Below are 24,363 nucleotides of genomic sequence, written 5' to 3' on the forward strand. Positions count from 1 at the left end.
CATAAGCGGGGCCAGGTTCACAGCGCTGCGGTTTAATCCCGGCTGGCGAAGCCCAGGATGCTCAGCAGGCTGACGAAGATGTTGTACAGCGACACGTACAGGCTGACGGTGGCGCGAATATAGTTCGTTTCACCGCCGCGAATGATGTTGCTGGTTTCAAACAGGATCGCGCCGGAAGAAATCAGAATAAACACGGCGCTGATCGCCAGATGCAGGGCAGGCAGCTGCAGGAAGATGTTGGCCACCATACCCACCAGCACCACCACAACACCCGCCATCAGCATGCCGCCGAGGAAGGACATGTCCTTACGCGTGGTCAGCACGTAGGCCGAGCAGCAGAAGAACACCAGCGCGGTACCGCCCAGCGCCATACCGATAAGGTCACCCATACCGGCAGACAGATACGCGTTCAGCATCGGTCCCAGGATGTAGCCCAGGAAGCCGGTGAAGGCAAACGCGGACAGAATACCGACCGGTTTGTCAGCGGTTTTGTAGGTCAGGAACATCAAACCATACATACCCACCAGGGTCAGGATCAGCCCCGGAGACGGCAGCATCAGCACGGTGCTGGCGGTGGCGGTGATCGCGGAAAACGCCAGCGTCAGGCTGAGCATGAAATAGGTATTGCGCAGCACCTTGTGGGTGCTGAGAAGCGATGTGCGGTCGCGTGAGGAAGTAATTATACGATCCATGAGTCACTCTCTTATGACAGATGTAATTAACGGAAAGAATAGGAAACGGCGCGTCACTCTCAAAGTGGTTTTACCCATCTTTACTCAGCAGGTTAGCGCGGGAGCTGGTTGTTTCTTCTGCATAAATAGGTTTCACCAGTATGAACAGCGGTTTGACGCGATTAATCAGATCAACCTCTTATAGGTTACTGAAAATTATTGCGTTATTACCATAAGGCCGCTAAGAGTTATTTCCGGATCGTCACAAAAACAGACAATAAGGCGAAGGAAATGAAACCACAAACACGCACGCGCTTTACGCTCTCTTTACTTACCGCCGGGATCCTGTGCGCCAGCACGGCAGCCTGGGCGGCTAACGTGCCGGCAGGAACGCAGCTGGCCGATAAGCAGGAACTGGTCAGGAACAACGGTAATGAGCCCGCTTCGCTCGACCCGCATAAAGTCGAAAGCGATGTCGAATTCAATATTATCAGTGATTTATTCGAAGGGCTGGTCAGCGTCTCTCCTGCAGGAGAAGTCCAGCCCCGACTGGCGGAAAAATGGGAGAACAAGGACAACACCGTCTGGACGTTCCATTTGCGCCCGGGCATCACCTGGAGCGACGGCACTGCCATCACCGCGGAAGATGTAGTCTGGAGCTGGCAGCGTCTGGTTGATCCTAAAACCGCTTCTCCGTACGCCAGCTATCCAGGCAACATGCACATTGTGAATGGTGCGGATATTGCGCAGGGGAAAAAAGCCCCCGATACGCTGGGCGTGAAAGCGATAAACGACACCACGCTGGAAGTCACATTGACGCAGCCTAATGCGGCATTCCTGGCCATGCTGGCGCACCCGTCGCTGGTGCCGGTGGATAAAGTGCTGATTGGCCGCTTTGGCGACAAATGGACCAAGCCGGAACATTTCGTCAGCAGCGGGGCGTATAAGCTGTCCCAGTGGGTGGTCAACGAACGCATCGTGGCGGAGCGCAACCCGCGCTACTGGGATAATGACCATACCGTGATTAACAAGGTGACGTATCTGCCTATCACCTCCGAGGCCTCGGATGTGAACCGCTATAAAGCGGGCGAAATTGACATTGTCTACACGGTGCCGATTAACCAGTTTGCCCAGCTCAAGAAAACCCTGGGCAGCCAGCTGGACGTTTCACCTCAGCTTGCGACCTATTACTACGAATTCAATACCACCCGTCCGCCGTTCAACGACGCGCGCGTGCGCAAGGCGCTGAACATGGCGCTCGATAAAGACATCATTGCCGGAAAAGTATTAGGGCAGGGGCAGCGCCCGGCGTGGCTCATCAGCCAGCCGGATATTGGCGGCGTTAAGCTCCAGAACCCGGATTACGCCAGTTGGCCGCTGGACAAGCGCATCGCGGAGGCGAAAAAGCTGCTGAATGAGGCCGGATATAATGCCAGCCATCCTCTGAGCTTCAACCTGCTCTATAACACCTCTGAATCGCACCAGCGCATCGCGATTGCGGCCAGCTCCATGTGGAAGAAAAACCTCGGCGTGGACGCGAAGCTGCAAAATCAGGAGTGGAAAACCATGCTGGATACCATGCACACCCACAATTTTGATGCGGTGCGGTACGCGTGGATTGCCGATTACGACGATGCGGCGACCTTCCTGAACAACTTCCGCACCGGCGACAGCGAAAACACCAGTCAGTACAGCAATCCGGAATACGACCAGGCGCTGCTCAATGCCGCAAAAGCCAACACTGCGGAAGAGCGGGGTAAGTACTACCAGCAGGCGGAAGATCTGCTGGGTCGTGATGTGCCTGCCATTCCGGTTTATCACTATGTCCGCACGCACCTGGTTAAACCGTGGGTCGGTGGATTTACGCCGGATAAGCTCGGGTACTATTACACGAAAGACATGTACATCAAAAAACACTAAGCCTGTGCTGATAAAATCGTCGATGTGTCGTCAGTTCAACCGATTAAACACGTTTTGACTATTTTTACAGCGAACGAGTGCCACCACTCTTTACAGCACGCGGTGAGGTGTTTATAGTTCGCCTCACTTAGGAAGTGTGGCCGAGCGGTTGAAGGCACCGGTCTTGAAAACCGGCGACCCGAAAGGGTTCCAGAGTTCGAATCTCTGCGCTTCCGCCAGATATAAACCCCAGGTTACTCGTTAACCTGGGGTTTTTCTTTTTGTCTTAACGCGGATTTGCCCTTCACCAGACTCTGGCCATCCCTTCGCTTGACGGGCGCACGAGCGTAAAACCAAATTTTGCATAAAGCTCAGGAATATCCGCCATTAAACAAACGTAGGCACCTTTGCAGGCATGGTTATCCAGCCAGGCAACAAGCGTTTCCATAATGATTCTGCCTAGCCCTTTCCCCTGATGAAGCGGATCAACCGCGACGTCGACAATATCAAAATTCAACGCACCATCCCCCACGATGCGCCCCATACCGACCGGTTTTCCCTGAAACACTATATGCATGCCATAGCAGCTGCCGGGCAGCGCTTTTTGTGCCGCTTCCAGCGGGCGAGGACTAAGACCCGAGATTTCGCGCAGCCGGCAAAACGCTTCTGCAGTGGGGACGGTTTCAACCACGGTATAGTTATCAGGCATAAGAAGAGCTCCAGTCGGTGTTCAGTAAAGGGTTTCAGTCTGGCAGTAAAATTGACGAAAGACGATTTTACGGACCGATCCCGTTCACACTTTTAACTTCCCGCTATTCCCCTGTAAAAAACTCGCGTTATCATTCACCCCGTAAATACCTTTTCATCTCTTACCGAGGCTTTGATGCTGGAGAATGTTTTCATCAGATAATCAGCTTCCCGCCCTTTTCAGGACGGACTGGTTATCGCTGCGCTTAAACCTTACGCACGCACCTGCGGGTGTGGGCTCGTTTTTACGCATGATGATTACACAGGTTTTCCAGTATGAATTTATCCCGTCAGGAACAACGTACCTTACACGTTCTCGCCAAAGGTGGACGTATTGTGCACGTCCGCGACAGTTCTGGCCGCGTCACGTCCGTTGAGTGCTACACCCGCGAAGGGCTGGTGCTGAGCGACTGTACGCTCAGCGTCTTTAAAAAACTCCGCACCAAAAAGCTGATCCGTTCCGTGAACGGGCAGCCTTACCGCATCAACACCACCGGGCTGAACAACGTTCGCGCCCAGCTGGATAATCGCTAAGCGGAATAAATAACGCCACCCTCGGGTGGCGTTCATGCATTGAACGGGATATCGTGGCGGAATGTAGGCCGGGTAAGCGCAGCGCCACCCGGCAAGAAACGCGGCGTTATGAGCGAATAAAAGCCAGAATGTCCGCGTTGATGGTATCCGCATGGGTGGTATGCATCCCGTGCGGGAAGCCCGGATAAATTTTCAGTACGCTGTTCGCCAGCAGCTTGTCCTGCAGCAGGGCAGCATTTTTATACGGCACGACCTGATCGTCATCGCCCTGCAACACCAGAACAGGAACCGTGATGGTTTTCAAATCTTCCGTCTGGTCGGTCTCTGAAAACGCCTTAATCCCCTCGTAGTGGGCCTTGGCGCTCCCGATCATCCCCTGACGCCACCAGTTCTGGATCGTGCCCTGTGAAACGTCCGCGCCATTGCGATTAAAGCCGTAGAACGGACCGCTGGCAACGTCGAGGTAAAACTGGGCGCGGTTAGCCGCCAGCGCTTTGCGGAAGCCGTCGAAAACCTCAATGGGCGTGCCGCCGGGGTTAGTTTCGGTTTTTACCATCAGAGGGGGAACGGCGCTGACGAGCACCGCTTTGGCGACGCGCCCCTGCGGTTGGCCATACCGCGCAACATAGCGGGCGACCTGGCCGCCGCCGGTGGAGTGACCGACGTGCACGGCATTACGCAGATCCAGGCTTTCAACCACGGCTGACGCATCGGCCGCATAATGATCCATGTCGTGGCCTTCACTCACCTGGTCCGAACGCCCATGACCACGGCGATCGATAGCGATAACGCGATAGCCTTCTGCAAGGAAGAAGAGCATCTGGTTATCCCAGTCATCGGCACTTAGCGGCCAGCCGTGGTGGAAAACAATCGGTTGGGCCTCTTTTGGGCCCCAGTCTTTGTAGTAAATGTTGACGCCGTCTTTCGTGGTTACGAATGCCATACCGCAGACTCCTCTGTTAAAGGCAAAATGATCCCCGGCTGAGCGCACAGTGAATCATTAATGCCTTAATTAATTTGGCTTTTTTCTGTTTCCCGTACCGACAGTACTCCTAAAGTGTAGGAGAAATAGTAAAAGCAGTCGGTTTCATTCCTGTTAAAGGCATCGAAAGCGCCAGCTCCATCATCGTTCTCCCGGCGTAACCCGCTTGCGGGTATACATCGCCTTGTCTGCGCTATTGAGCAATGTATCGGCATCACACGCATCATGAGGAAAGCGTGCAATACCAATGCTGCCTGAGATGGAAATCACCTGCTCGTTAATCAAAAATGACTGTGCCAGCGCGGCGCTGATCTTTTCCGCCGTGTGTGTGGGTAAGGCATCATCGGTCGTTAAATCGGGGAGCAGGGCGACAAACTCATCGCCACCGAGTCGGGCAACCGTGTCGCCTTCGCGCAGTACGCTTTGCAGACGAAATGCCACCAGCCGCAGCAGCTCGTCGCCAACGGCATGACCATGCCGATCGTTCACCGGTTTAAACCGGTCGAGATCGATAAACAGCAGCGCCACTTCTTTATCGTGAGCGATAGCCTGGGCGATCGCCAGTTCCAGACGGTTAACCAATAATCTCCGGTTCGGTAACCCCGTCAGGGCATCAAAGTTAGCGTGCAGCCAGGCGATATGTTCACGCTGTTTGCGATCGGTAATATCGCGAATAAAGGCTGAAAATATTTGCTTACCCGCCTGCTGATGCGGCCATATCGAGAGCTCAATAGGGAACTCGCCTTTGGTTCGATGCAGCGCAGCAATCTCGATAGTGCGGTTGAGAATATTCGACGGTTGTCCGGCCTTAAAGCGCATCAGGCCGCGTGCGTGCTGCTCTCGAAACGCTTCCGGCACGATCATCTTGCCAAGACTGTTGCCTATCGCTTCCTCCGCTGACCAGCCAAACATGCGCTCTGCCGCCTGGTTCCAGTTCACAACGTTACCGGCATGATCGATGGTTATCACCGCATCCTGCGCGGTTTCAACCAGCTGACGATGGTACTCTTCACTCTCTTCCAGCGCCTGCTTCATCGACTCTATCTGGCTGATGCTCTCCTGCAGTTCGCTGTGCATTTCCGCCAGCGAAAGAGAGAAAAAGCGGATCCGCTCTTCAACGGACATATTTTTCATTTCTGAATAGAGATCGCTGGCGGTACGTGGCGGCATACTGAATTCCTGAACAAAAAGTTAAGCACGTATCAATTATGGCGCTGTTGATAACTTTTTGTATCGGGAGTGAGGCAGGACGGCGGTAGGTGGCTTGCAGGTAATCTGGACAGCATAAATGAAACAGGCTCTGGAGCATGCCTCCAGAGCCTTCCGGATTAACGGTTTTCTTCAATATAGCGGGCCAGGTCCGCCGGGGTTTTCAGCACCGTCGCCACGTCAGTTGGCGGGATCATACAGCCGTAAACGTCCTGCACTTCCAGCACCATATCGACTGCCAGGATGGAGTCGAGAATGTCGGATTCAATCAGTTCATCGTGAAAGCCCACCTTACGGGATAACACTTTTTCGAACAGGGCGAGAATTTCTTGTTCCATAATTTTTCCTGGAGTCATTAATTTGTGCGGGCGTAAGCGTCCAGCAGCTTGCGGTCAATTTTGCCGTTAGGATTCAGCGGCAAAGCGTCTTTTACGATAATTTGTGAAGGCACCATATAGTGCGGGACCACCTTCGACAGCGACGTTTTGATGGTATCCGGCGCCATATCCGTCACGCAGAACGCGGCAATGCGCAGCACGCTGCCGCAGGATTTCATCAGTGGCAGAACCACCGCTTCGTTGATACCGGACATGGCCAGCAGGCGGTTTTCAATCTCATTGATTTCAATACGGTAGCCATTCAGTTTGACCTGGCTATCGTTGCGGCCCTGGCAATAGATAAGCCCCGCTTCATAGCCCAGATCCCCTGTCCGGTAGCCGCGAAATGCTTCATTTTCCCGACGGAGTAATTTTTCTGCGTTCTCCTGCGGCAGGCCGAGGTAGCCGCGCATGACGTTTTTACCCCAGATAATCAGCTCGCCCTCAGCGGAAATTTCCATTCTGCTCTCAGGCATCATGACTCCCACCGGCAGCACTGCGCTGTCGCTGTTCAGGATCTCATCAGTGATTTCAACGACAGTTGTTGCGATGGTCGCTTCCGTCGGGCCATAGGAGTTGATGATTTTGGCCTGCGGGAAACGGCGGCGGAGCTGTTTAACCAGCGCCTTATTTAACACTTCACCAATGAAGATAAAGACGTTGAGCGCAGGCAAATACTCGCTGTTGAACTGCGGGGAAAGCAGCTGCTGGTATGCAAAAGAGGGGGTGGAAACCCAGGCGGAGACCGCGTTGCTTTTCAGTCGCTCCAGCCAGTTCTCTTTCTGAATATCGTCTTTGGCGTTCAGCACAATGTGTCCGCCCATCGCCAGATTCGCCAGCAAAGGGATCAGGGAGAGGTCAAAACTGAACACCGCGTGGTTCATCAGCACCGGTTTTTCCGGCAGCGAAAAGTCCTGACTGACCCATTTCATGAAGTGCCATACGCTTTCACGCCCAATCTGCACCCCTTTAGGCTTGCCGGTGCTGCCTGAGGTAAACATGATATAGGCCAGATCCTGCTCCTCCAGCACCTTGCCTGGTTCACCCGTGGCGATGAACTGCCGGGTCGCGACGTCGTAATAGTAAGGGGCATTGGCCAGATGGCAGATCTCCCGCAGGCGCTCCTGTGGGTAGATGCAGTCCACCGGGATGTACGGAATATTGTGCAGCAGACAGCTATAAATCGCCACGGCGAACTCGGCCTGCTGGTGTCCGTACAAGACGACCGGCGTACCGGCAACAGGCTGGCAACGCTGGTAGCGCTGTGCCCAGTCCGTCACGGCAGCAGAAAGCTGTAGCCAGCTTAAGGCTTCGTCGCTGCCGCTGATGGCCAGTTGCTGCGGGGAGGCGGGATCGCATAATGCCGCACGTAAGAAATCCTGCAGTTCCTGAAGATCGGAGTGATTTTTCATAGAGGTGACATTCCACTAAAGATGTAAAGGGATCCCGCGGCGCTTCCCAGCGTCAGAATTCTCCCTAAAAACGCAACGGCCGGATACTGCAAACCGCGGTGCAATGCCGGGCTGCGCTTGGCTGACCACAGCAGCATGTTATGAGTAACGGAAATCGCGCCAAACAGCGCGCCGCTGATGACGTAATGGCGTTCCAGGCCATTCCATGCCCCCATGCAGAACAGGGTGCAAAAAATACCGATATTTTGCGCCAGCGTTTTGTTCTGACGGAAAAAGTTGAACTTCATCAGGTTCATATAGACGGGCATAAAGACCACATCGCGCAGCCATTCAGACAAACTGATGTGGAAGCGGCGCCAGAAGTCCTGCGGATTCTTTGCCAGAAGGGGCATATTGAAGTTTGCCGGAATGTTCAGCCCAAACAGGCGGCCCGCACCGATGGCCATATTGCTGTAGCCCGCAAAATCAAAGTAGAGGTAGGCGCTATAGGCAATCGACATCACCACGCCCACGGTCAGCGTAAACGGCTTATGGCTCCAGGACTGCACGACAAGTGAATCAACCAGCATGGCAAACAGGAACTTCTGGATAATGCCGGTAATGATTTGCTCTAACGCGACCAAAAACTGTTCACGGTTAAGGGCAAACACGGGCTTGCTGACGTCACTCATCCATGTCCGCCAGCGGTACATCGGGCCTGCCAGGATGATAAAGGGCATAAACAGATAGCAGAAATAGTGCAGGAAATTCTGGCCTTCCTTTTTACTGCGATAGAGCAGCACGTCTACTGCGCGGAACGTCATAAAAGAGAGGCCGATCATGCCGAGATGATGATTAACGTGTAATTTCACTAAAAATAAAGGAAGCAGCGTTAATACAATAGCTTGCCAGGTTTTTAACCATCCTTTTTCTTTTAACGCGGCGACAAGGTAAAAACTGATAAAAACGACCGCGGGAACACGGTAATCACCCTGAAAAATATAACCCCAGCCTAATGCAGCCAGGACAGATAAGGCCGATAAATAAGTCAGGCGATGACGTAATACGCGATTGACCAGCGCAAACACCAGAGCGGATGAAAACAAATAGACAAAAAACATTCCTGAGCTATACATCATTCGGCCTCAGAACTTTTGATATTCAAAATGCAGCTGCATACTCATGCTGTCATCGACAGAGGTCCACGCGACGATAGTGATCGCCAGCAGGAGATAAAGGAAAAAAAGACGGATCGCGATTTTCATTATTTAAAGCTCTGTGCAATAAAGCGAATCATAGGAACCCAGGCCAGTTCGGAAGGGTGCAAACGATCCCAGTTCCAGCCATTCTGATAAGGCATGGCGTACATATCTAAATAAGGGATCTGGTTCTTTTCCAGAATGGTTTTAATTTGCTTATCAACCGGGCGGAAGGTATCGGTATTGTAAAGCGCCCAGGGGTTAACCGGGTCGACGATAGCAATTACTTGCACGTGACGTTCCTTCAGCAGCTGGACGGTTTTACTGAACGCGGCGATTTGCGCAGGCACGACCGGCGTGTCATCCCACTGTTGCGGCTTACCGTCCTCTTCGTAAATCGTTTTGTCCATCCACAGCGTGGCCGCGCTCTGCTGGCGTTTTTTATTTAACTCGCGCGCATTCGCCAGCTCTTTATCCCAGTCAGGGGTAATGTGGGTGGTGGGCTGCTGCGGCCACGGCTGTACCGTCTGGGGCGTGACGTTGAGCAGCGCCAGCCAGTCGTTTTTTATCATTGTGCAGACGTTCGCAAACTGGAAGCTCAGCTCGTCCCACATCAGATCGGGGTGCCAGCCAAAGACGCGCATTTGGCCAAAGGTTAAATGGCTTATCTCTTTACTATTAATATGCTTTAAATAATTAACCAGCAGCGGGCGCGCCTGCGGGTCCTTCATCAGCGGATTAAAAATAGAACCGGGGAAATTATCGGCATAGATAGCCGGTGGCAGCCCTTTTGAGTAAAAGCTGTCAGGTGCCAGAAGTAAAACAACTTTACTGTTTGCGTTAAGGCTATTTTTAAAACGCGAGAACAGTAAAAACTGCGTTTCGTCATCGACAAACGCATCGCCATACGCCACAACGGGTGTGTGCAATCGCTTATTAAAGTAATTATATACAGCGTAATGTTCATCTTCTGAGGTGGCAACCTCAGACGCGCCAATGAAGAAAATCGCATTACCTTGTAAGGCATGGGAAATAGTCGCAATTTTTTCCGCTTGTTCTTTCGGCGTGCCCTCCATTGATTTAATCAGCGGCTGGAACGTGAGGGGCGGATCGAAGCTCGTCACCAGCGGGTGAACACACAGGAACAAAATGGCCAGGGTCGCCATCAGGATATGTAAGCAAAGCGTATTTTTGATTTTCATCATCAACCAGTAACACTGCATGGCAGTAATTTCTAAAATCTGTCGGTACTCAGATTTATAACAATTACACAACAAATGGCCGTCTATTTTTGTGGCATTCTATACCAGAGCGATTTAAAAGGATGAGCGTTGCTGTGTAACGGTATGTACAAGGGAGCAGAGACCGATGCGCGGTAAGCGTCTGGGTGATTTTTGCGCAGTCAAACGCCGGTGGCTAAAAATAGAAAAATTCCTGCTTTACAAGGCGCTAATAGATGTTTATAGTGCGCCTCACTTTGGAAGCGTGGCCGAGCGGTTGAAGGCACCGGTCTTGAAAACCGGCGACCCGAAAGGGTTCTAGAGTTCGAATCTCTACGCTTCCGCCAAATTCGAAACCCAGATCGTTATGCGATCTGGGTTTTTTGTTTTGAGCCGGTTTCTGCTTGCGTACTGAAGAGGCGCTGGAACGGTGCTCTGGCATCCGTCACGCGGGTGCGCCGGTGATCAAAAGACGTACACAGAACCCTGTTCTATTTTTAGCACAACGTTTTGTTTTATATTTTTTAACGTCCAGCCCGATGCTATTCCTGTTTTTAATGGCCATATGATTTTTCATATAATAAGACGCTGTCTCCATTACACGAGGCACAAAAGAGAACAGGTTCTTAATAATCTTTCATGTTTCATTTCATTTTCTGCAAGTAGTTTGGCCTGACGCGCAAAACTGATTAAATCATGGTGTGGATCACTGCCGACAGAGCATAACTAAAATATAATGGCGGTATCGTTCTGAAGCAGGGTTTATTCGCTTCAAAAAATTACTGTTACCCACCATGAATGGAAGACATGATGAGAGGAAAAATCCCCAAGAGCGAGTTGCTGGTGACGTTCGAAGTTGTGGCGCGTCACGAAAGCTATACCCGCGCGGCAGAAGAGCTGGCGTTAACGCAGAGTGCAGTGTTCAGACAGGTGACGGCCCTGGAGGAGTTTTTACACACCTCATTATTCAATCATGCCAAAAAGCGGATTTTTCTGAATGCAGCAGGCAAGCATTATTTGAATATCGTCAAAGAGACGCTTAATAAGCTGGAACGCGATACAAATATGATAATGTCCTGGCAGCCTGCCGTTCAGGTTGTGGAGCTGGCGGTAAATCCCACCTTCAGTACGCATTGGCTGATCCCTAATTTATGGGAGTTTAATAAATTAAATCCTGATATTATTGTTAACATTCACTCGCTGGCCAATATCGGCGATTTTTTAAATCGTGAATACGATGCGGCTATTATGCGCGCCGATTTTTGTCCCCCGTGGTCGGAAGTCGATTATTTATTTGAAGAGGAGATCCTGCCGGTCTGCAGCCGAAGCTTGCTCCCCAGCGCGGAGCAGAAGCTGGGGGTTGAGGAGCTGCTCAGTGAGTTTCCGCTGTTACACCAAAGCACTCGCATCAATGGCTGGCAGGAGTGGTTTGCGCTGTCCGGTATTAACAGTCCGGACGTGAACCTTGGCCCGCGTTTTGACCTCCTCTCGATGCTGATTGCCGCAGTACGATCGAATCTTGGGGTCGCGCTGCTTCCCCGCTTCGCCATCCAGCATGACCTGGACTGCGGCGAGATGGTGATCCCCTGTGATGTTCCTATCCGCACCGGCAACCGCTTCATCATGACGTGGCGGGAGGAAAAGGCTCAGTCCCTGCCGTTACAAACCTTTCGCGAGTGGCTATTACAAAAATCAGTGGTATCGCCGGCCGCGTAATAACACCGGATGGCGGCAGTGCGGCGCGCCATCCGGTACAGACATGCTTACCAGTCAATGCCCTCCTGCGCCTGAATACCGCTGTCAAATGCGTGTTTTACCGGGCGCATTTCGCTGACCGTGTCGGCAAGCGCCAGTAACTGCGAGTGACAGCCGCGTCCGGTGACGATCACGGTCTGCTGCACCGGACGGTTCTCAACTGCCGCGATCACCTCCTGAGTATCCAGATAGTGATAAGCCAGCATATAGGTGAGCTCATCCAGAACCACCAGGTCGTAGCTCGGGTCAGCCAGCATGCGCTTGCTCTCCTGCCACACCGCCGCTGCGGCCTGAATATCCGTCTCCCGGTTTTGTGTCTCCCAGGTAAAGCCGGTGCCCATAATGTGGAATTCGACGCCGAGCGGATGCAGGGTGTTGTATTCACCATTATCCCACTGGCCTTTAATAAACTGCGCGACGCCAACGGTTTTACCGTGGCCGACGGCACGCGTCGCCGTACCGAAGGCGGCGGTGGACTTGCCTTTTCCGTTGCCGGTGAAGACGATCAGAATGCCTTTCTTCTCTGTTGCCGCCGCCACGCGGATATCAACCTGCTCTTTGCGCTTTTGCTGTCGTTGGCGGTGTTTTTCTGCGTTAGCTCGCGCTTCCATAGTGGCTCCTTAATGTCCGGCAGGGCAGGATGCACAGCGATGCTGCTGCTCAAACTGGCTGAAGAAATTATTCCCTTTGTCGTCAACCAGCACAAAGGCGGGCAGATTCTCGACCTCCATCATCCATACCGCCTCCATGCCCAGTTCGGGATACTCAAGGCAGCGAAGGCTTTTCACATACTGCTGCGCCAGCAGCGCCGCCGCACCGCCGATGCTGCCGAGGTTGAAGCCGCCGTGCTTATGGCAGGCATCGGTAACCTGCTGGCTGCGGTTGCCCTTGGAAAGCATGATCAGGCTTCCGCCTGCGGCCTGGAAAGCATCGACGTAGCCGTCCATGCGCCCGCCGGTGGTCGGACCGAGGGAGCCGCAGGCCTGATTCTCCGGTGTTTTCGCCGGACCGGCGTAATAGACGATATGGTTTTTCATGTACTCCGGCATCGGCTCGCCGTTATCCAGCCGGGCTTTGATTTTTGCGTGAACAATATCGCGTGCGACGACGATCGGGCCGCTTAACGACAGCCGGGTGCCGATCGGCAGGGCAGACATATCGCGCAGGATCTCGCGCAGCGGGCGGTTTAGGTTGATCTGTACGGTTCGGGCGTCGTGTTCCTCACGGCTGGCGTCGGGGATATATTTCCCTGGGTTATGTTCCAGCTTCTCCAGCCAGATACCGTGCTTGTTGATTTTCGCTTTGATATTGCGGTCGGCGGAGCAGGAGAGCGCCATGGCGACAGGGCAGGAGCCACCGTGACGCGGCAGGCGGATGACGCGAATATCGTGCGCGAAATACTTGCCGCCAAACTGGGCACCGATGCCGAATTCGCGGCTGGCGTTGAGCAGCGTGGCTTCCAGCGCCGTATCGCGGAACGCCTGGCCCAGCTCGTTCCCGCTGGTGGGCAGGTTGTCATAATATTTTGTTGAGGCCAGCTTCGCCACCTTCAGCGCCTGGTCGGCAGAGAGGCCGCCGACCACAAAGGCAATGTGATACGGTGGGCAGGCCGCGGTACCGAGCGACTTCATCTTCTCGATCAGGAACGCGGTGAGCTTCTCCGGCTGCAGAATCGATTTCGTTTCCTGGAACAGCGCGGCTTTGTTAGCCGAACCGCCGCCTTTATTGACAAACAGGAAGCGATATTCGCTCCCCGGCGTCGCGCTGATGTCTATCTGCGCCGGCAGGTTGGTTTGGGTATTAACCTCGGTATACATGTCCAGCGGTGCGTTTTGCGAGTAGCGCAGGTTACACTCGCTAAAGGTGGTATAAATCCCTTTGCTCAGCGCTTCGGCATCATCACCGCCGGTCCAGACGTGCTGGCCTTTGCTCGCCACAACGGTGGCCGTGCCGGTATCCTGACAGTTTGGCAGGACGCCTTTTGCCGACACTTCGGCGTTGCGCAGCAGCTGCAGGGCGACATACTTATCGTTACTGCTGGCCTGCGGGTCATGCAGGATGCTGGCTATCTGCGTTAAATGTCCGGCGCGCAGGAAAAATGAGGCTTCATAAAAGGCCTGCTGGGCCAACAGGGTCAATGCCTCAGGCGCCACCTTAATGACCTCTTCGCCCTCAAGCTCCGTCACCGTAACGTGCTGTTTGCTGAGGAGTTCATATTCCGTCGTATCGTTACTCTGAACAAACAGTTCCTGCCAGACAAATGGTTTAGACATAGTACTTCTCACTTTGTGGTTGTTTTTGCCGGGCGCTGGCGCAGCTGCCGCGCCCGGCTGACAAAATCACAGTCAATGGGCTAAAAAGAGGCTGGCCTGCGTCGCCCCGGCAACATACGCAATCGTCTGCTGCGCGCGAACGCTATTCCCGGCGGCATCCAGCGGTGGCGAGTAGACCGCGATGGCGTATTGACCGGGCACGATGGCAACCATGCCGCCGCCGACGCCGCTCTTCGCCGGGATCCCAACGGTGTACAGCCATTTGCCGCTGCCGTCGTACAGCCCGGCAATCGCCATTTCCGCCAGAACCTGCGGCACGTAGCGTTCATTCAGCAGTTGCTTACCGTTGAAAGGCGATTTGCCCTTGTTCGCCAGCACCGCGCCCATTTTGGCGAGCTGCTCAACGGTGATGTCTACGGAACACTGGCGGGTGTAGATTTCGACGGCTTCCCGGGTATCGCCATAAAAGCTGTTATAGGAGGCCATCAGCATCGCCAGCGCCTGGTTATGCTGATTGGTCTCCATTTCCGATTTGAACACCGGCTCGTTGACGGTCAGCGAGGCATCCGCCCACGCGTTCAGGTTATTGAGGATTGTGTTCCAGCGGTCGGTCTTATCTTTCGCCTCAATCAGGCTAACCGTGCTCATCGCCCCTGCATTCACCAGTGGGTTTTGCGGCGCACCTTTCGTCAGCTCAATGGCTAAACCGGAGTTGAAGGGCAGACCGGTCGCACTGGCGCCGAGTTTATCCAGCACCTCCTGCGGACCGCGCTGCTCCATCGCCAGCGCCAGGGTGAAAACCTTGCTCAGCGACTCCATTGGAAACGCTTTTTTCACGTCGCCAACCTGGTAAATCTTGCCGTCGACCGTGGCGAGGGTGATGGCGAAATTGTCGGGGCTATAGGTCGCCAGGGCAGGGATGTAGTCGGCGACCTTCCCCTCATGATTACCTTTGAATTTTTGGTGAGCCTGTTCAAGCAGCTGCGCATAGTCCGGCGCGGTTTGCGCCAGCGTGGCAGCGCTAAACATCAGGCTAACGGATAAGAGGCTGACGCCGAAAATGTTTATCTTCATGGAGCTTTCCTGTACATCGGAAGACGAAAGGCCAACCACGGTTGGCCTTTGTAATCAATACATGGCGATTTCAGTTTCTGAAGCAGTGCTTTCTTTGGCCGGAACCTTGCCGCGGCAGCCGGCGCCGAAGTGCTCGCCTTCCCAGCGACCGACGATAGCGGCCCCCATTGCGTTACTCATCACGTTGGTGGCGGAACGGCCCATGTCGAGGAACGGATCGACGCCCATCAGCAGAATCAGACCCGCTTCCGGAATGTTGAACTGGTTGAGCGTGGCGGCAATAACCACCATCGATGCGCGCGGCACACCCGCCATCCCTTTAGAGGTCAGCATCAGGATCAGCAGCATGGTGATCTGCTCGCCAATGCTCAGTTCGATGTTGCACGCCTGGGCGATAAACACGGTCGCAAACGAGCAGTAGGCCATTGAGCCGACCAGGTTAAAGGAGTAGCCGATGGGCAGGACAAAGCTGGCAATCCTGGAGGAGACGCCGAATTTTTCCAGTTTGTTCAGCGTGCCCGGGAAAGCCGCTTCTGAACTTGAGGTCGTAAAGGCCAGCAGCGCAGGTTCGAGAATCGCTTTAGTCAGACGACTGATGCACGGACCGACAATCATCGTGGACAGGCCAATCAGAATCGCCCACAGCAGGCCGAGCGTCATGTAGAACTCACCCATGAAAATACCGGCGCTGACCATCACGCCCAGACCGCGTTCGGCAATCAGTCCGGAGATCGCGGCAAATACGGTCAGCGGGGCAAACAGCATGACGTAGCCCGTCAGCTTCAGCATCACGTGCACCAGAGAGTCGAGCACCTTAATGATGGGTTCGGCTTTCTCACCAATGGCGGCCAGGCTGCAGCCGAGGAAAATCGAGAACACCACGATTTGCAGAATCTCGTTGCGGGCCATCGCATCAACGATGCTGGTCGGTACCGCGTGAGAGATAAACACTTTCAGCGTGAACGGTTCGGACTGAACGGCCGCAACGGCCCCGGCGTCATGGGGGACAAAGTTAATGCCTGCGCCAGGCTGGAAGATGTTGACGATAACCAGCCCCAGGGCGATGGACAGCAGCGAGGCGCAAATAAAGAGGAAAAAGGTTTTGGAGAATATACGGCCAAGCGTTTTAGCATCACCCATTTTGGCTATACCGACCACCAGGGTGGAAATGACCAGCGGGGCGATAATCATTTTCACCATGCGTAAGAATATGGTGGTGAAAATAGAGATATCCTGTGCGTACGTTTTTGCTGTATCTGCTGATGCCATATTATTAATGACCACCCCGGCAATCATGCCGAGTATCAAACCTAATATGATCATTTTCGTTAAGCTTATTTTTTTCATGTTTACTCCATCGGATAAAGGTTGGTTAATGTGTAGGGTCGCGTGCGCCTGAGCCCTGATGAACCGCTCAGACGCACGTTTGTTGTGACCAACCGCATGAATTATCTGGAATACAGTGATACAGCAAATATCTATATCCCAATGGACGTTGTTTTATTTGTAGTGTTACAGATCAAACTCGATACTTAATAACGGTGCATGCTGCTGGGCACCATAGACATCATTGTCACCGACGTTGCCGGAGATAATATCGCGAGGCATGACGATTTTGACCGCATTGGCCGGATCGAACCAGATAATGCGATGAATAAAGTCAGGCTTAACGTTATATAAACGGGCAATAAGCTGCGGCGTTAATTGCTCCGAGGCTTTTACCCGCTGATAGTCTTCACGCGTTTTAAATAAAATATCCAGAACCAGCTCATACGGTCCGGCGTTTTTAGAACGAATGACCTGCGCCAGTGAGCAAATACCCTGTTTCATAACTGAACTCCTTCTGGCGTGACCTGCTCGAGGTGGAAATCAAAACGCAGCGCGTCGCTCGCTTCGATCAGGTGGTAGATTGAGAACTCATACACCGGTCCGCTCTGAATGTCGGAAGGGGAGAACGGGAACGCGAGGTTGCCCGCTGTTGCGATCCGGTTTTCATAGCCGTAGTGCAGCAAGGTAGAGCGCACCAGCGAACAGACGCTGTTGGCGATATCCTGGGTGGGGGCCACTACGTCCAGCAAAATACCCAGTTCGTGCCCGGCGGATTGCATCGGCTCATGGTTGCCCATCACGCCATTCTTTCCGTACAGGTGGAACGTCATGCGGATGCTGTCGTCATTCAGCGAGAGGTTGCGCTTCACGCTGACCTGCACTTCTTCGAGGATATTATCGATCCCGGCAATCATGATCGGGTCGCGCGTACCGGCAATGGTCAGGCAGCGGAAGCCGACCCGGCGTGCGCCTTCCAGCTTCAGCGCGTACGGCGTTTCTTCGTGGCGGGAACCGCTGACGTACACTTCGCCCTCGTTGACCGCTTTGAAGCTGCACCCTTTCAGGTTCAGAACGCCGCCCGGCCCCGGCAGGAAGTACGGGTCAGATTTCTCGTACAGGGTGTGCGCCGCCGCCGACGTTTCGGTGAATTTACGCTTCGGATTAAACGTTTTCAGCGTAAAGCCGTTATCGTCAATGATGCCCATCGCGCAGTCGGAGCCGGACCCCGGCGTAGCGGCAATCGCCGCGCACTCGAGGATCTTACCGCAGTGCAGCGCCAGACCTTCATCGAAGCCCTGCATGATGGGCAGCGCGGCAAAGCAGGTCGGATCGTACGCCCGTCCGCCCAGCACCACCTGCGCCCCGGCCGCCAGCGCCCGCTGGAAAGGCTCGATACCCATCTGCGCCACGATATAGGTGCTCTCTTCGATAGCCTCGTGGGTCAGTTCCGGGACGAAATCCAGGGCGGTGATTTTCCCGTCATCCAGCGCCTGATGCACGGTGGCTTTATCGACATCCGACGGGATCAGCGCCATGGAGAATGAGAGTTTCTCTTCCTGAGCAATCTCAAGGATTATCTGGCGGCACCACTCCAGATGAGGCGCGGCGCCGGACCCACCGGCGGTACCGATCACCACCGGAATGTTGTGCTTAACGCCAGCCACGATCATATAGCGTAGATCGCGTTTTACCCCCGCCCGGTCGGTGAAAGGCTTACCTGCCCCCAGGTAGTGGGGGCCAGGGTCGGAAGAGCCTGCGTCGACCGCAATAAGATCCGGCGACGCTTCCATGGCCTTCCGAAAGCTCTCTTCCGGGAAGCCATAGCCCAGGATAGCCGTTGGCGATAAGATCTTAAATGTACGTGCCATCTTTTAATCCTTAGTCTGCAACAGTGCGATGGTGCGGTTCATTTCGTTAAACACGATGTTAAGACCTTCATCGAAGCCCATGCCCGGTTTGATCAGCATGCGCATCGGGCGAGCGGCGAGGGCCACGTGCACGCAGGTGCGGGCGCTGATTTCCGTTTCGTTACAGGTACCGCCCTGATAGGCTTCCATGCCGTGCTTGTTGCAATACAGCACCGCATCAACGATGTTGTGAATACCGCCCAGGTCCGGGGTTTTAATCTGCACCATGTGGCAGCTGCCCGCATCGGTGAAGTCCACAATGTCCTGATAGGTGTTACACCACTCATCGGCAACGATTTTCACGCCGGAACCCAGACGCATCAGCTCGTGGGTGATGGCGGTCAGCAGGCGGATCTGATCCGGCTTGTTACCCGCATCCACCGGCCCTTCAATGTACAGCGGCAGGCCCTGGGCTTCTTTTTCGAGGCTGGCGATATAGGCGGCGCAACGTACCGGATCCATATCGAAAATCAGACCGATGGTGCCGTACACGTCAATGTGCAGCGTCGGGCGATAGCGCGGGCTGGTGCGCAGGCTCAGGATGCGGTCGGATAACCAGCGCACATACTCCCGCAGTTTTTCCCCTTTCAGGCCCAGCTTCTCTTCCACGTTGTTGATAAGCGCATGTGGCAGTACGTCAACGCCTTTGAGGATCATCTTGTCGACGGCGATATAGCGGTCGTCGCCGCTCTGACCAAATAACGGAATGGCCTCCGGAACGCACGGCAGCTGCCATTCATCACACACGACTTCCGTTTTCAGGCGGCCGGTCGCCAGTGCCGCCGCGTCGAGCAGCGCCTGCGACAGACCATAGCGTACGGCGGTATGCAGCAGATGGCCGTCTATACGCAGTTCGTCAAAGAAACGGGCATTCGTCAGGAACCGGTCAACGTCACGGCCTTCCAGCAGCGGCTTGATGTGATCGTTGAGGAACGGAATGAAGTGTTCAGCCAGGAATAGCGGATCACGACCGCCTGCCCCTGAATATTGCACTGCTGCACAATCGCCCACCGCCACCGCGCCGTTTTCCAGAATCAGCTGTACGGATACGCATTCACCCGCCTGACGAACGGACGTAAATCCAGGCGTTACCGGATTGCCGGTATAGATAAACCCGTCATGACCGGCGCCGTTTTTGATGGCCTGCTGATCGTCGAAATAGAACGAGGAGTAGCCTGCGGTGAAAAGGGCCTGCTTAATTTTCATTATGGTCTTCCTATTAATTTACTGTGGGATACCGCGTTGATGTCATCAACAACCATCTGGAATGAGGGCTTACGGCCTTCAAAACGCGCGCGCTCGGCGACGTAATCGTGATGCAGGGCGAGGATATCTTTCGGCAGCGGAACCGCACCGGCTTCCAGCACGCGAATGGCACCGGCGTTATCACGCACCGGCAGAATTTTGCCTGCGTTGCAGGAGGCAGGGGCGAACGGTACGTCCAACACGCCCGCTTCAAACGCCAGCACCGTCCCGCGTGCGACATCGCCGTTGCCCAGTTCGAAGACTTTCTTCAGCACGGCGCGGACTTCGCTCTTAATGAGCTCGACTTCCTGCTCGACGGCGGCGCATGGCGGGAACTTCTGATCGCTGACCATGTTGAGCATCTGACGCGAGGCCTTCAGCCCTTGGGCATTTGCGGCGGCGGTCGGAATACCGAACGCCTCGTGCGGGCTCTTGGTGATCACTTTGGTCGCCCCGGACATACCGGCAACCGCTGCGCCCCAGGAGATAATGGCAAACGCTTTCGACTCATCTTCCGGGAAGCCGCCCATCCACTGGTGGAAGACGGTACTCAGCTCGTAATCGTCAAAGCCGTGGTTATGGAAATATTCGTGGGACAGCTCGCGCAGAGCCTGAATCGCGGCGATATCCTGCGTCAGGCTACCAACCTGGCCGTAGCCGACGGTAATTGACTTCACGCCCTGTTCCAGCGCCAGCAGACCTTCGATAATCGCCACCGAGTGGGACACAAACGGCGGGATCAGGGTGCCGGTCAGCGGGCCAAACGGTTCACGGTTAATGCGAATGCCGTTCTCCTCGTACAGGCCCATCAGGCGATCGCAGTACTGCCAGTCGCGGATAGATTTTTCCAGAGTGACGCGCTTGGCGTACGGAATGTTGTAGGAGATACCGCCGCCTTCATAGCTGGTAAAGCCGCTGGCCATCGCGATCTCCGCCAGCAGGCGCGCATCCGGCGTGCCGTGACGTACCTGAATCGGTTTCTCCAGCGCTTCAGTCATGCGGCGGCAGGCGGCGACGCCGTGGTTGACGACCGGTAAGCCGTTAAGTTTGGAGGTGCCCGCTTCGATGGATTTTTGGATCCCTACCGCCGCCTCTTCATAGCGATTCAGACGGGTGTAGGCATCGATGGTACTGGGCAGCAAATCGCAATCTTCCTGCAGCGTTTTGAGCAGGGCGATATGTTCATCCATCAGCGCTACGCCTGCGCGCGGCTGGCTCAGGGTTTTACCTTCCTGGTCCGCCTTCAGTAGGGCGTGAGAAAAGCGTTTTTGCTCAGGAATGGTTTGCTGGTACTTCACGCCATCTTCGAAGTTCTCAACGTCCTTGCCGGTTTGCCAGGTCTGCAAGACCTGTTGCCGCTCAGTCATGAATTCGTCATGGGTTAGCTTTTTATTTCGAAGTTCCATTCGTTGCTGCCTTAGGTTTTATAGGGTTAAACATTGAATACTGGTGCGAGCCGCCGCCTGCGGGTCCAGCCTGGCGACGTTCGCCAGCAGAGGAAGCAGACCTTTTGCATCGCGGTAATAGTCAAACTGCCCGGGTAAAAGAACGCGTCTGCTGCCGTCGTCCAGCTCGCGGTACTTCAGCCAGCGGTGAATATCGAACTGGCTGGCGCGGGAGAGCCATCCCCCGGAACCCACCACTTTGCGCACGGTGGTCAGATCGCGCCCCATCTGCAAATCGACGTTGCCTACGCAGGTACAGACCTGTTTTTTGGTGCCGGCATGGCGCTCGCTGGCGTACCCCACGCACAGCCCGGCCAGCAGCGTGTCGAAATGCTTTTCTTCTTCGGTAGCAGGGAGGTAGTCCGGATGCGCGACCAGATGGCGCAGATAGCCATAGAACGCTTCCTTGCGCTGAGGCTGGTGGGCGAACACCGCGTTCACCAGTTCCTGCGTACTCTCGCCAACCACCACCGCCGAGACGCGCATGCCGAGGTCGCCCTCTACGGTACGTTTCACAAACGGCTCAGGCACGCCGTGCAGGACGGTATCCGGGGAGAGCATGTTAGCGCTGGCGGAATAGACGTCGGTGGTGGCTCCGCCCATGTCGATCAGCATGAATTCTTTCCACGCGCTGTCGATGTCGCTTATCGCTTTCACCAGCTCGTAGACGGTCCACGGCGTAGGCATCGGCTCTTCGCCGGTTTCCCCGACGATAACGTCCAGCCCTTTCCCCTTCACGATGCGGGAGAGAAAGACATCGCAGATAGCCTTGCGGGCGGCATACGGATTCGGGTGATCGAGGTCAGGCAAAACGTTGTCGACCACGATCAGATCTTTGTGGCCAAGAATGGCCTGCACGTCGTCCTGAATATCGCGATTTCCGGCGTAAATAATGGCGCAGTCCAGCGTTGACGCTGCCAGCGCGCGGGCATTGGCCAGTCCGTAGCTCTCTTCGCCGCCGTCCGTACCGCCCGTGAACAGCAGAATGTCCGGCGGGGAGTCCTCCAGCGCCTGGATATCGTGACGGTTCAGTTTGTACGAGTAATACTGGGCGATTTTGGCACCCGCTGAATGGGCGGTGACTTTGGCTGATTCCAGGGTTATTGACGGCACCAGACCCATTGCGGCAACGGCGAGCCCGCCTTTTGCCGACGACGAGTATTTCAGCGTAACGTCCCCGCTGTTCAGCAACGGTCGCGCATCGGCAACGTTTAGCACCTGGTTCAGGCTGGTAAAGAAACCCTCCGCCAGATGGTGGGTCGTCGTCGGGGTCAGAACGTGGTTGACCAACGTTAACGCATCACCCTCCGGCGTGAAGAGTGCGGCTTTGGTCCACGTCGAGCCAATGTCGACTGAGACGATTTGCATCAGAAGCCCTCTTCAAGACAGAGCTCTTCAACGCGCTGACGCTGCTGTATATCGTTCGCCATCAGCTGACAGACGTCTTCCAGGTCGTGGCTCGGAGCGAACACGCGGTTGAAACCCATCTCTTTGAATTTGGCTTCGACATCGGCGAAATCGTGCTTACCCACGACCAGGTTACCGCCAACAAAAAGCAGAATGTCGCCGATACCGCGTTCGATGCAGCGCTCGCGCAGCCCCAGGCAGTCGATGTCGCCATGGCCGTAGATGGATGAAACGACAATAGCATCAGCACCCGTTTCGATGGCCGCATCAATATATTCATCCTGGCTCACCATCACACCAAGATTGATGACGTGAAAATCATGGGAAGTAAAAACACGATCCAGAACTTTATTGCCTACCGCATGGCAGTCAGCACCAATGACGCCAATAACAAGTGTTGATTTCTTCATGGGTAATCCTCTGTAGGGCTGATAGTGAAAATAAAATGGGTATTAAAAACGGTTAATGTACATTGGGTCTGTTAATGGTGTTGGAGTGTGTTTTGAAGACGAAAGGGATGCAATTGATCTATTTTCAAAAAATCCTTCCAAAAATGATGATGGTAATGATGTTGCATTGAAAAGTGTTTTATATCAATTGCTTGTGCGTACTTTATTTTAGGGTTGATATTTATCTGTAAACGTCGCTGACAAAACCATCGTAATATTTGTGATCGCGCGCCTGTTTTATTGCTGAAGGCGATTTATATGTTTTTTTAAGCATGATGACCAAAGCAATAATGTCGTAATGGCAGAGGGAAGGCGGTATTCACTGTTTTATTGATATTGGTCATAAACGCCATTCGTAAAATTAAGAAAGAGTGATAAATACATCAAATTTTTGATGAGTGGAGGGGATGTATAATTCAGCACTAATTTTAATTACCCGCTTTCTTGCGTCTTTAAATATTTAATCTGAGGATATAACGATGAGTAAAGGGAAGGTTTGGCTTGTAGGGGCAGGGCCTGGCGATGCGTCTTTGATTACGGTAAAAGGTTTGCACTGTATCCGCCATGCGGAGGTGATTGTTCACGATCGCCTGGTAAACCCTGAACTTCTGGCTCAGGCTCCGGCAGGCTGTCTGATTATTGATGTCGGTAAAACCCCAAGCCATCATCCGGTGCCTCAGGAACAAATCAATGCCCTGCTGGTCAAGCATACCGGGGAAGGGCGGCAGGTGGTGCGCCTGAAAGGCGGGGACCCCTACGTTTTTGGCCGCGGGGGCGAAGAGGCCGAGCAGCTGGCGAAAGACGGCCTGACGTTCGAAATTGTGCCGGGGATCAGTTCCGCAATTGGCGGACTGGCCTATGCCGGGATCCCGGTCACGCACCGTCATTACGCCTCCAGCTTTCATATTGTGACCGGTCATATGTGCCAGGGGAACGACCCGCAAAACTGGCATGCCCTGGCGCAAATCAACGGAACGCTGATCGTTCTGATGGGAATGACGCGGCTGACGGAAATCTGCCAGCAGCTCATCGAGGGAGGCATGTCCGCTGAAACGCCGGTAGCGGTGGTGATGTATGCCAGCCAGTCTCGTCAGCAGATCGCCAAAGGCACGCTGACCGATATTCACCTCGAGGTTGAACGTCAAAAACTGCATGCTCCGGCGCTTATCGTCATCGGTGAGGTGGTCAGCCTGCAGGAGATACTGGCGTTTACCGCATCACATATCGCGCTGAATCAGGTTGTTGTCTGA

The 24,363-nt window shown here is 54.3% G+C and carries 22 protein-coding genes and 2 tRNA genes; 6 read left to right on the plus strand and 18 right to left on the minus strand.

What is annotated here, in order from left to right:
* Positions 1-32 precede the first annotated feature (32 nt).
* The gene (gene yccA, locus P349_RS21855; protein ID WP_023335168.1) at positions 33-692 is read right to left on the minus strand and encodes an FtsH protease modulator YccA; all 660 of its coding nucleotides are present in this window, start codon (positions 690-692) and stop codon (positions 33-35) included.
* A gap of 270 nt (positions 693-962) precedes the next feature.
* Between yccA and P349_RS21850 the strand changes: the two genes are divergently transcribed.
* The gene (locus tag P349_RS21850; RefSeq protein ID WP_032649111.1) at positions 963-2,591 is read left to right on the plus strand and encodes an ABC transporter substrate-binding protein; all 1,629 of its coding nucleotides are present in this window, start codon (positions 963-965) and stop codon (positions 2,589-2,591) included.
* Between the two features lie 130 nt (positions 2,592-2,721).
* Positions 2,722-2,809, plus strand: a tRNA-Ser gene (locus tag P349_RS21845).
* 65 nt (positions 2,810-2,874) lie between these two features.
* Here the strand turns inward: P349_RS21845 and P349_RS21840 are convergent.
* Positions 2,875-3,279, minus strand: coding sequence for a GNAT family N-acetyltransferase (locus P349_RS21840; protein WP_032649109.1), 405 nt, complete (start codon positions 3,277-3,279; stop codon positions 2,875-2,877).
* Between the two features lie 314 nt (positions 3,280-3,593).
* Here P349_RS21840 and P349_RS21835 point away from each other — a divergent pair, with 314 nt between their 5' ends.
* Positions 3,594-3,851 (plus strand): YjhX family toxin, encoded by a 258-nt coding sequence (locus P349_RS21835; protein ID WP_021240841.1) that lies wholly within the window; start codon positions 3,594-3,596, stop codon positions 3,849-3,851.
* 106 nt (positions 3,852-3,957) lie between these two features.
* Here the strand turns inward: P349_RS21835 and P349_RS21830 are convergent, their stop codons facing one another.
* The 6 genes from P349_RS21830 to P349_RS21805 form a co-directional block, all read right to left on the minus strand.
* Positions 3,958-4,794 carry an alpha/beta fold hydrolase gene (locus P349_RS21830; RefSeq protein ID WP_032649107.1) on the minus strand — a complete coding sequence of 279 codons (837 nt, stop codon included), beginning with the start codon at positions 4,792-4,794 and terminating at the stop codon, positions 3,958-3,960.
* A 180-nt stretch (positions 4,795-4,974) separates the two neighbouring features.
* Positions 4,975-6,003, minus strand: coding sequence for a diguanylate cyclase domain-containing protein (locus P349_RS21825; protein ID WP_032649106.1), 1,029 nt, complete (start codon positions 6,001-6,003; stop codon positions 4,975-4,977).
* Positions 6,004-6,161: 158 nt separating this feature from the next.
* Complete coding sequence (locus P349_RS21820) at positions 6,162-6,380, minus strand: acyl carrier protein (protein WP_008499867.1); 219 nt, start codon at positions 6,378-6,380, stop codon at positions 6,162-6,164.
* Positions 6,381-6,397: 17 nt separating this feature from the next.
* Positions 6,398-7,831 (minus strand): AMP-binding protein, encoded by a 1,434-nt coding sequence (locus tag P349_RS21815; protein WP_032649104.1) that lies wholly within the window; start codon positions 7,829-7,831, stop codon positions 6,398-6,400.
* The gene (locus tag P349_RS21810; protein WP_032649101.1) at positions 7,828-8,946 is read right to left on the minus strand and encodes an MBOAT family O-acyltransferase; all 1,119 of its coding nucleotides are present in this window, start codon (positions 8,944-8,946) and stop codon (positions 7,828-7,830) included. Before P349_RS21810 ends, P349_RS21815 begins: the two co-directional genes overlap by 4 nt.
* A gap of 128 nt (positions 8,947-9,074) precedes the next feature.
* Positions 9,075-10,211, minus strand: a complete 1,137-nt coding sequence (locus P349_RS21805) for a D-alanyl-lipoteichoic acid biosynthesis protein DltD (protein WP_032649098.1) — start codon at positions 10,209-10,211, stop codon at positions 9,075-9,077.
* A 277-nt stretch (positions 10,212-10,488) separates the two neighbouring features.
* Between P349_RS21805 and P349_RS21800 the strand changes: the two genes are divergently transcribed.
* Together P349_RS21800 and P349_RS21795 are read left to right on the plus strand one after the other, a co-directional pair.
* Positions 10,489-10,576, plus strand: a tRNA-Ser gene (locus P349_RS21800).
* 463 nt (positions 10,577-11,039) lie between these two features.
* Positions 11,040-11,945, plus strand: coding sequence for a LysR substrate-binding domain-containing protein (locus tag P349_RS21795; RefSeq protein ID WP_032649096.1), 906 nt, complete (start codon positions 11,040-11,042; stop codon positions 11,943-11,945).
* A gap of 47 nt (positions 11,946-11,992) precedes the next feature.
* Here the strand turns inward: P349_RS21795 and cobO are convergent, their stop codons facing one another.
* The 10 genes from cobO to glmS form a co-directional block, all read right to left on the minus strand.
* Positions 11,993-12,595 (minus strand): cob(I)yrinic acid a,c-diamide adenosyltransferase, encoded by a 603-nt coding sequence (gene cobO / locus P349_RS21790; protein WP_024907741.1) that lies wholly within the window; start codon positions 12,593-12,595, stop codon positions 11,993-11,995.
* Between the two features lie 9 nt (positions 12,596-12,604).
* Positions 12,605-14,257 carry a class I fumarate hydratase gene (locus P349_RS21785; protein WP_032649093.1) on the minus strand — a complete coding sequence of 551 codons (1,653 nt, stop codon included), beginning with the start codon at positions 14,255-14,257 and terminating at the stop codon, positions 12,605-12,607.
* 72 nt (positions 14,258-14,329) lie between these two features.
* Positions 14,330-15,331 carry a glutaminase A gene (gene glsA / locus P349_RS21780; protein ID WP_032649090.1) on the minus strand — a complete coding sequence of 334 codons (1,002 nt, stop codon included), beginning with the start codon at positions 15,329-15,331 and terminating at the stop codon, positions 14,330-14,332.
* Positions 15,332-15,385: 54 nt separating this feature from the next.
* Positions 15,386-16,678, minus strand: a complete 1,293-nt coding sequence (locus P349_RS21775; protein ID WP_032649088.1) for a dicarboxylate/amino acid:cation symporter — start codon at positions 16,676-16,678, stop codon at positions 15,386-15,388.
* Between the two features lie 165 nt (positions 16,679-16,843).
* Entirely contained in the window at positions 16,844-17,161 is a 318-nt protein-coding gene (locus tag P349_RS21770) for a DUF4387 domain-containing protein (RefSeq protein ID WP_024907737.1), read from the minus strand.
* Positions 17,158-18,528, minus strand: coding sequence for an acyclic terpene utilization AtuA family protein (locus P349_RS21765; protein ID WP_032649085.1), 1,371 nt, complete (start codon positions 18,526-18,528; stop codon positions 17,158-17,160). Before P349_RS21765 ends, P349_RS21770 begins: the two co-directional genes overlap by 4 nt.
* Before the next feature lie 3 nt (positions 18,529-18,531).
* Positions 18,532-19,773, minus strand: coding sequence for a methylaspartate ammonia-lyase (locus tag P349_RS21760; RefSeq protein ID WP_024907735.1), 1,242 nt, complete (start codon positions 19,771-19,773; stop codon positions 18,532-18,534).
* Positions 19,773-21,218 (minus strand): methylaspartate mutase subunit E, encoded by a 1,446-nt coding sequence (locus tag P349_RS21755; protein WP_024907734.1) that lies wholly within the window; start codon positions 21,216-21,218, stop codon positions 19,773-19,775. The genes P349_RS21760 and P349_RS21755 overlap by 1 nt, the downstream gene beginning before the upstream one ends.
* A gap of 18 nt (positions 21,219-21,236) precedes the next feature.
* The gene (gene glmL / locus P349_RS21750; RefSeq protein ID WP_032649083.1) at positions 21,237-22,625 is read right to left on the minus strand and encodes a methylaspartate mutase accessory protein GlmL; all 1,389 of its coding nucleotides are present in this window, start codon (positions 22,623-22,625) and stop codon (positions 21,237-21,239) included.
* Positions 22,625-23,074 carry a methylaspartate mutase subunit S gene (gene glmS / locus P349_RS21745; RefSeq protein WP_024907732.1) on the minus strand — a complete coding sequence of 150 codons (450 nt, stop codon included), beginning with the start codon at positions 23,072-23,074 and terminating at the stop codon, positions 22,625-22,627. Before glmS ends, glmL begins: the two co-directional genes overlap by 1 nt.
* Positions 23,075-23,592: 518 nt before the next feature.
* Here glmS and cobA point away from each other — a divergent pair.
* Positions 23,593-24,363, plus strand: coding sequence for a uroporphyrinogen-III C-methyltransferase (gene cobA, locus P349_RS21740; protein ID WP_032649081.1), 771 nt, complete (start codon positions 23,593-23,595; stop codon positions 24,361-24,363).

This window comes from Enterobacter sp. DC4, from assembly GCF_000568095.1.
Taxonomy (GTDB): Bacteria; Pseudomonadota; Gammaproteobacteria; order Enterobacterales; family Enterobacteriaceae; genus Enterobacter; species Enterobacter pseudoroggenkampii.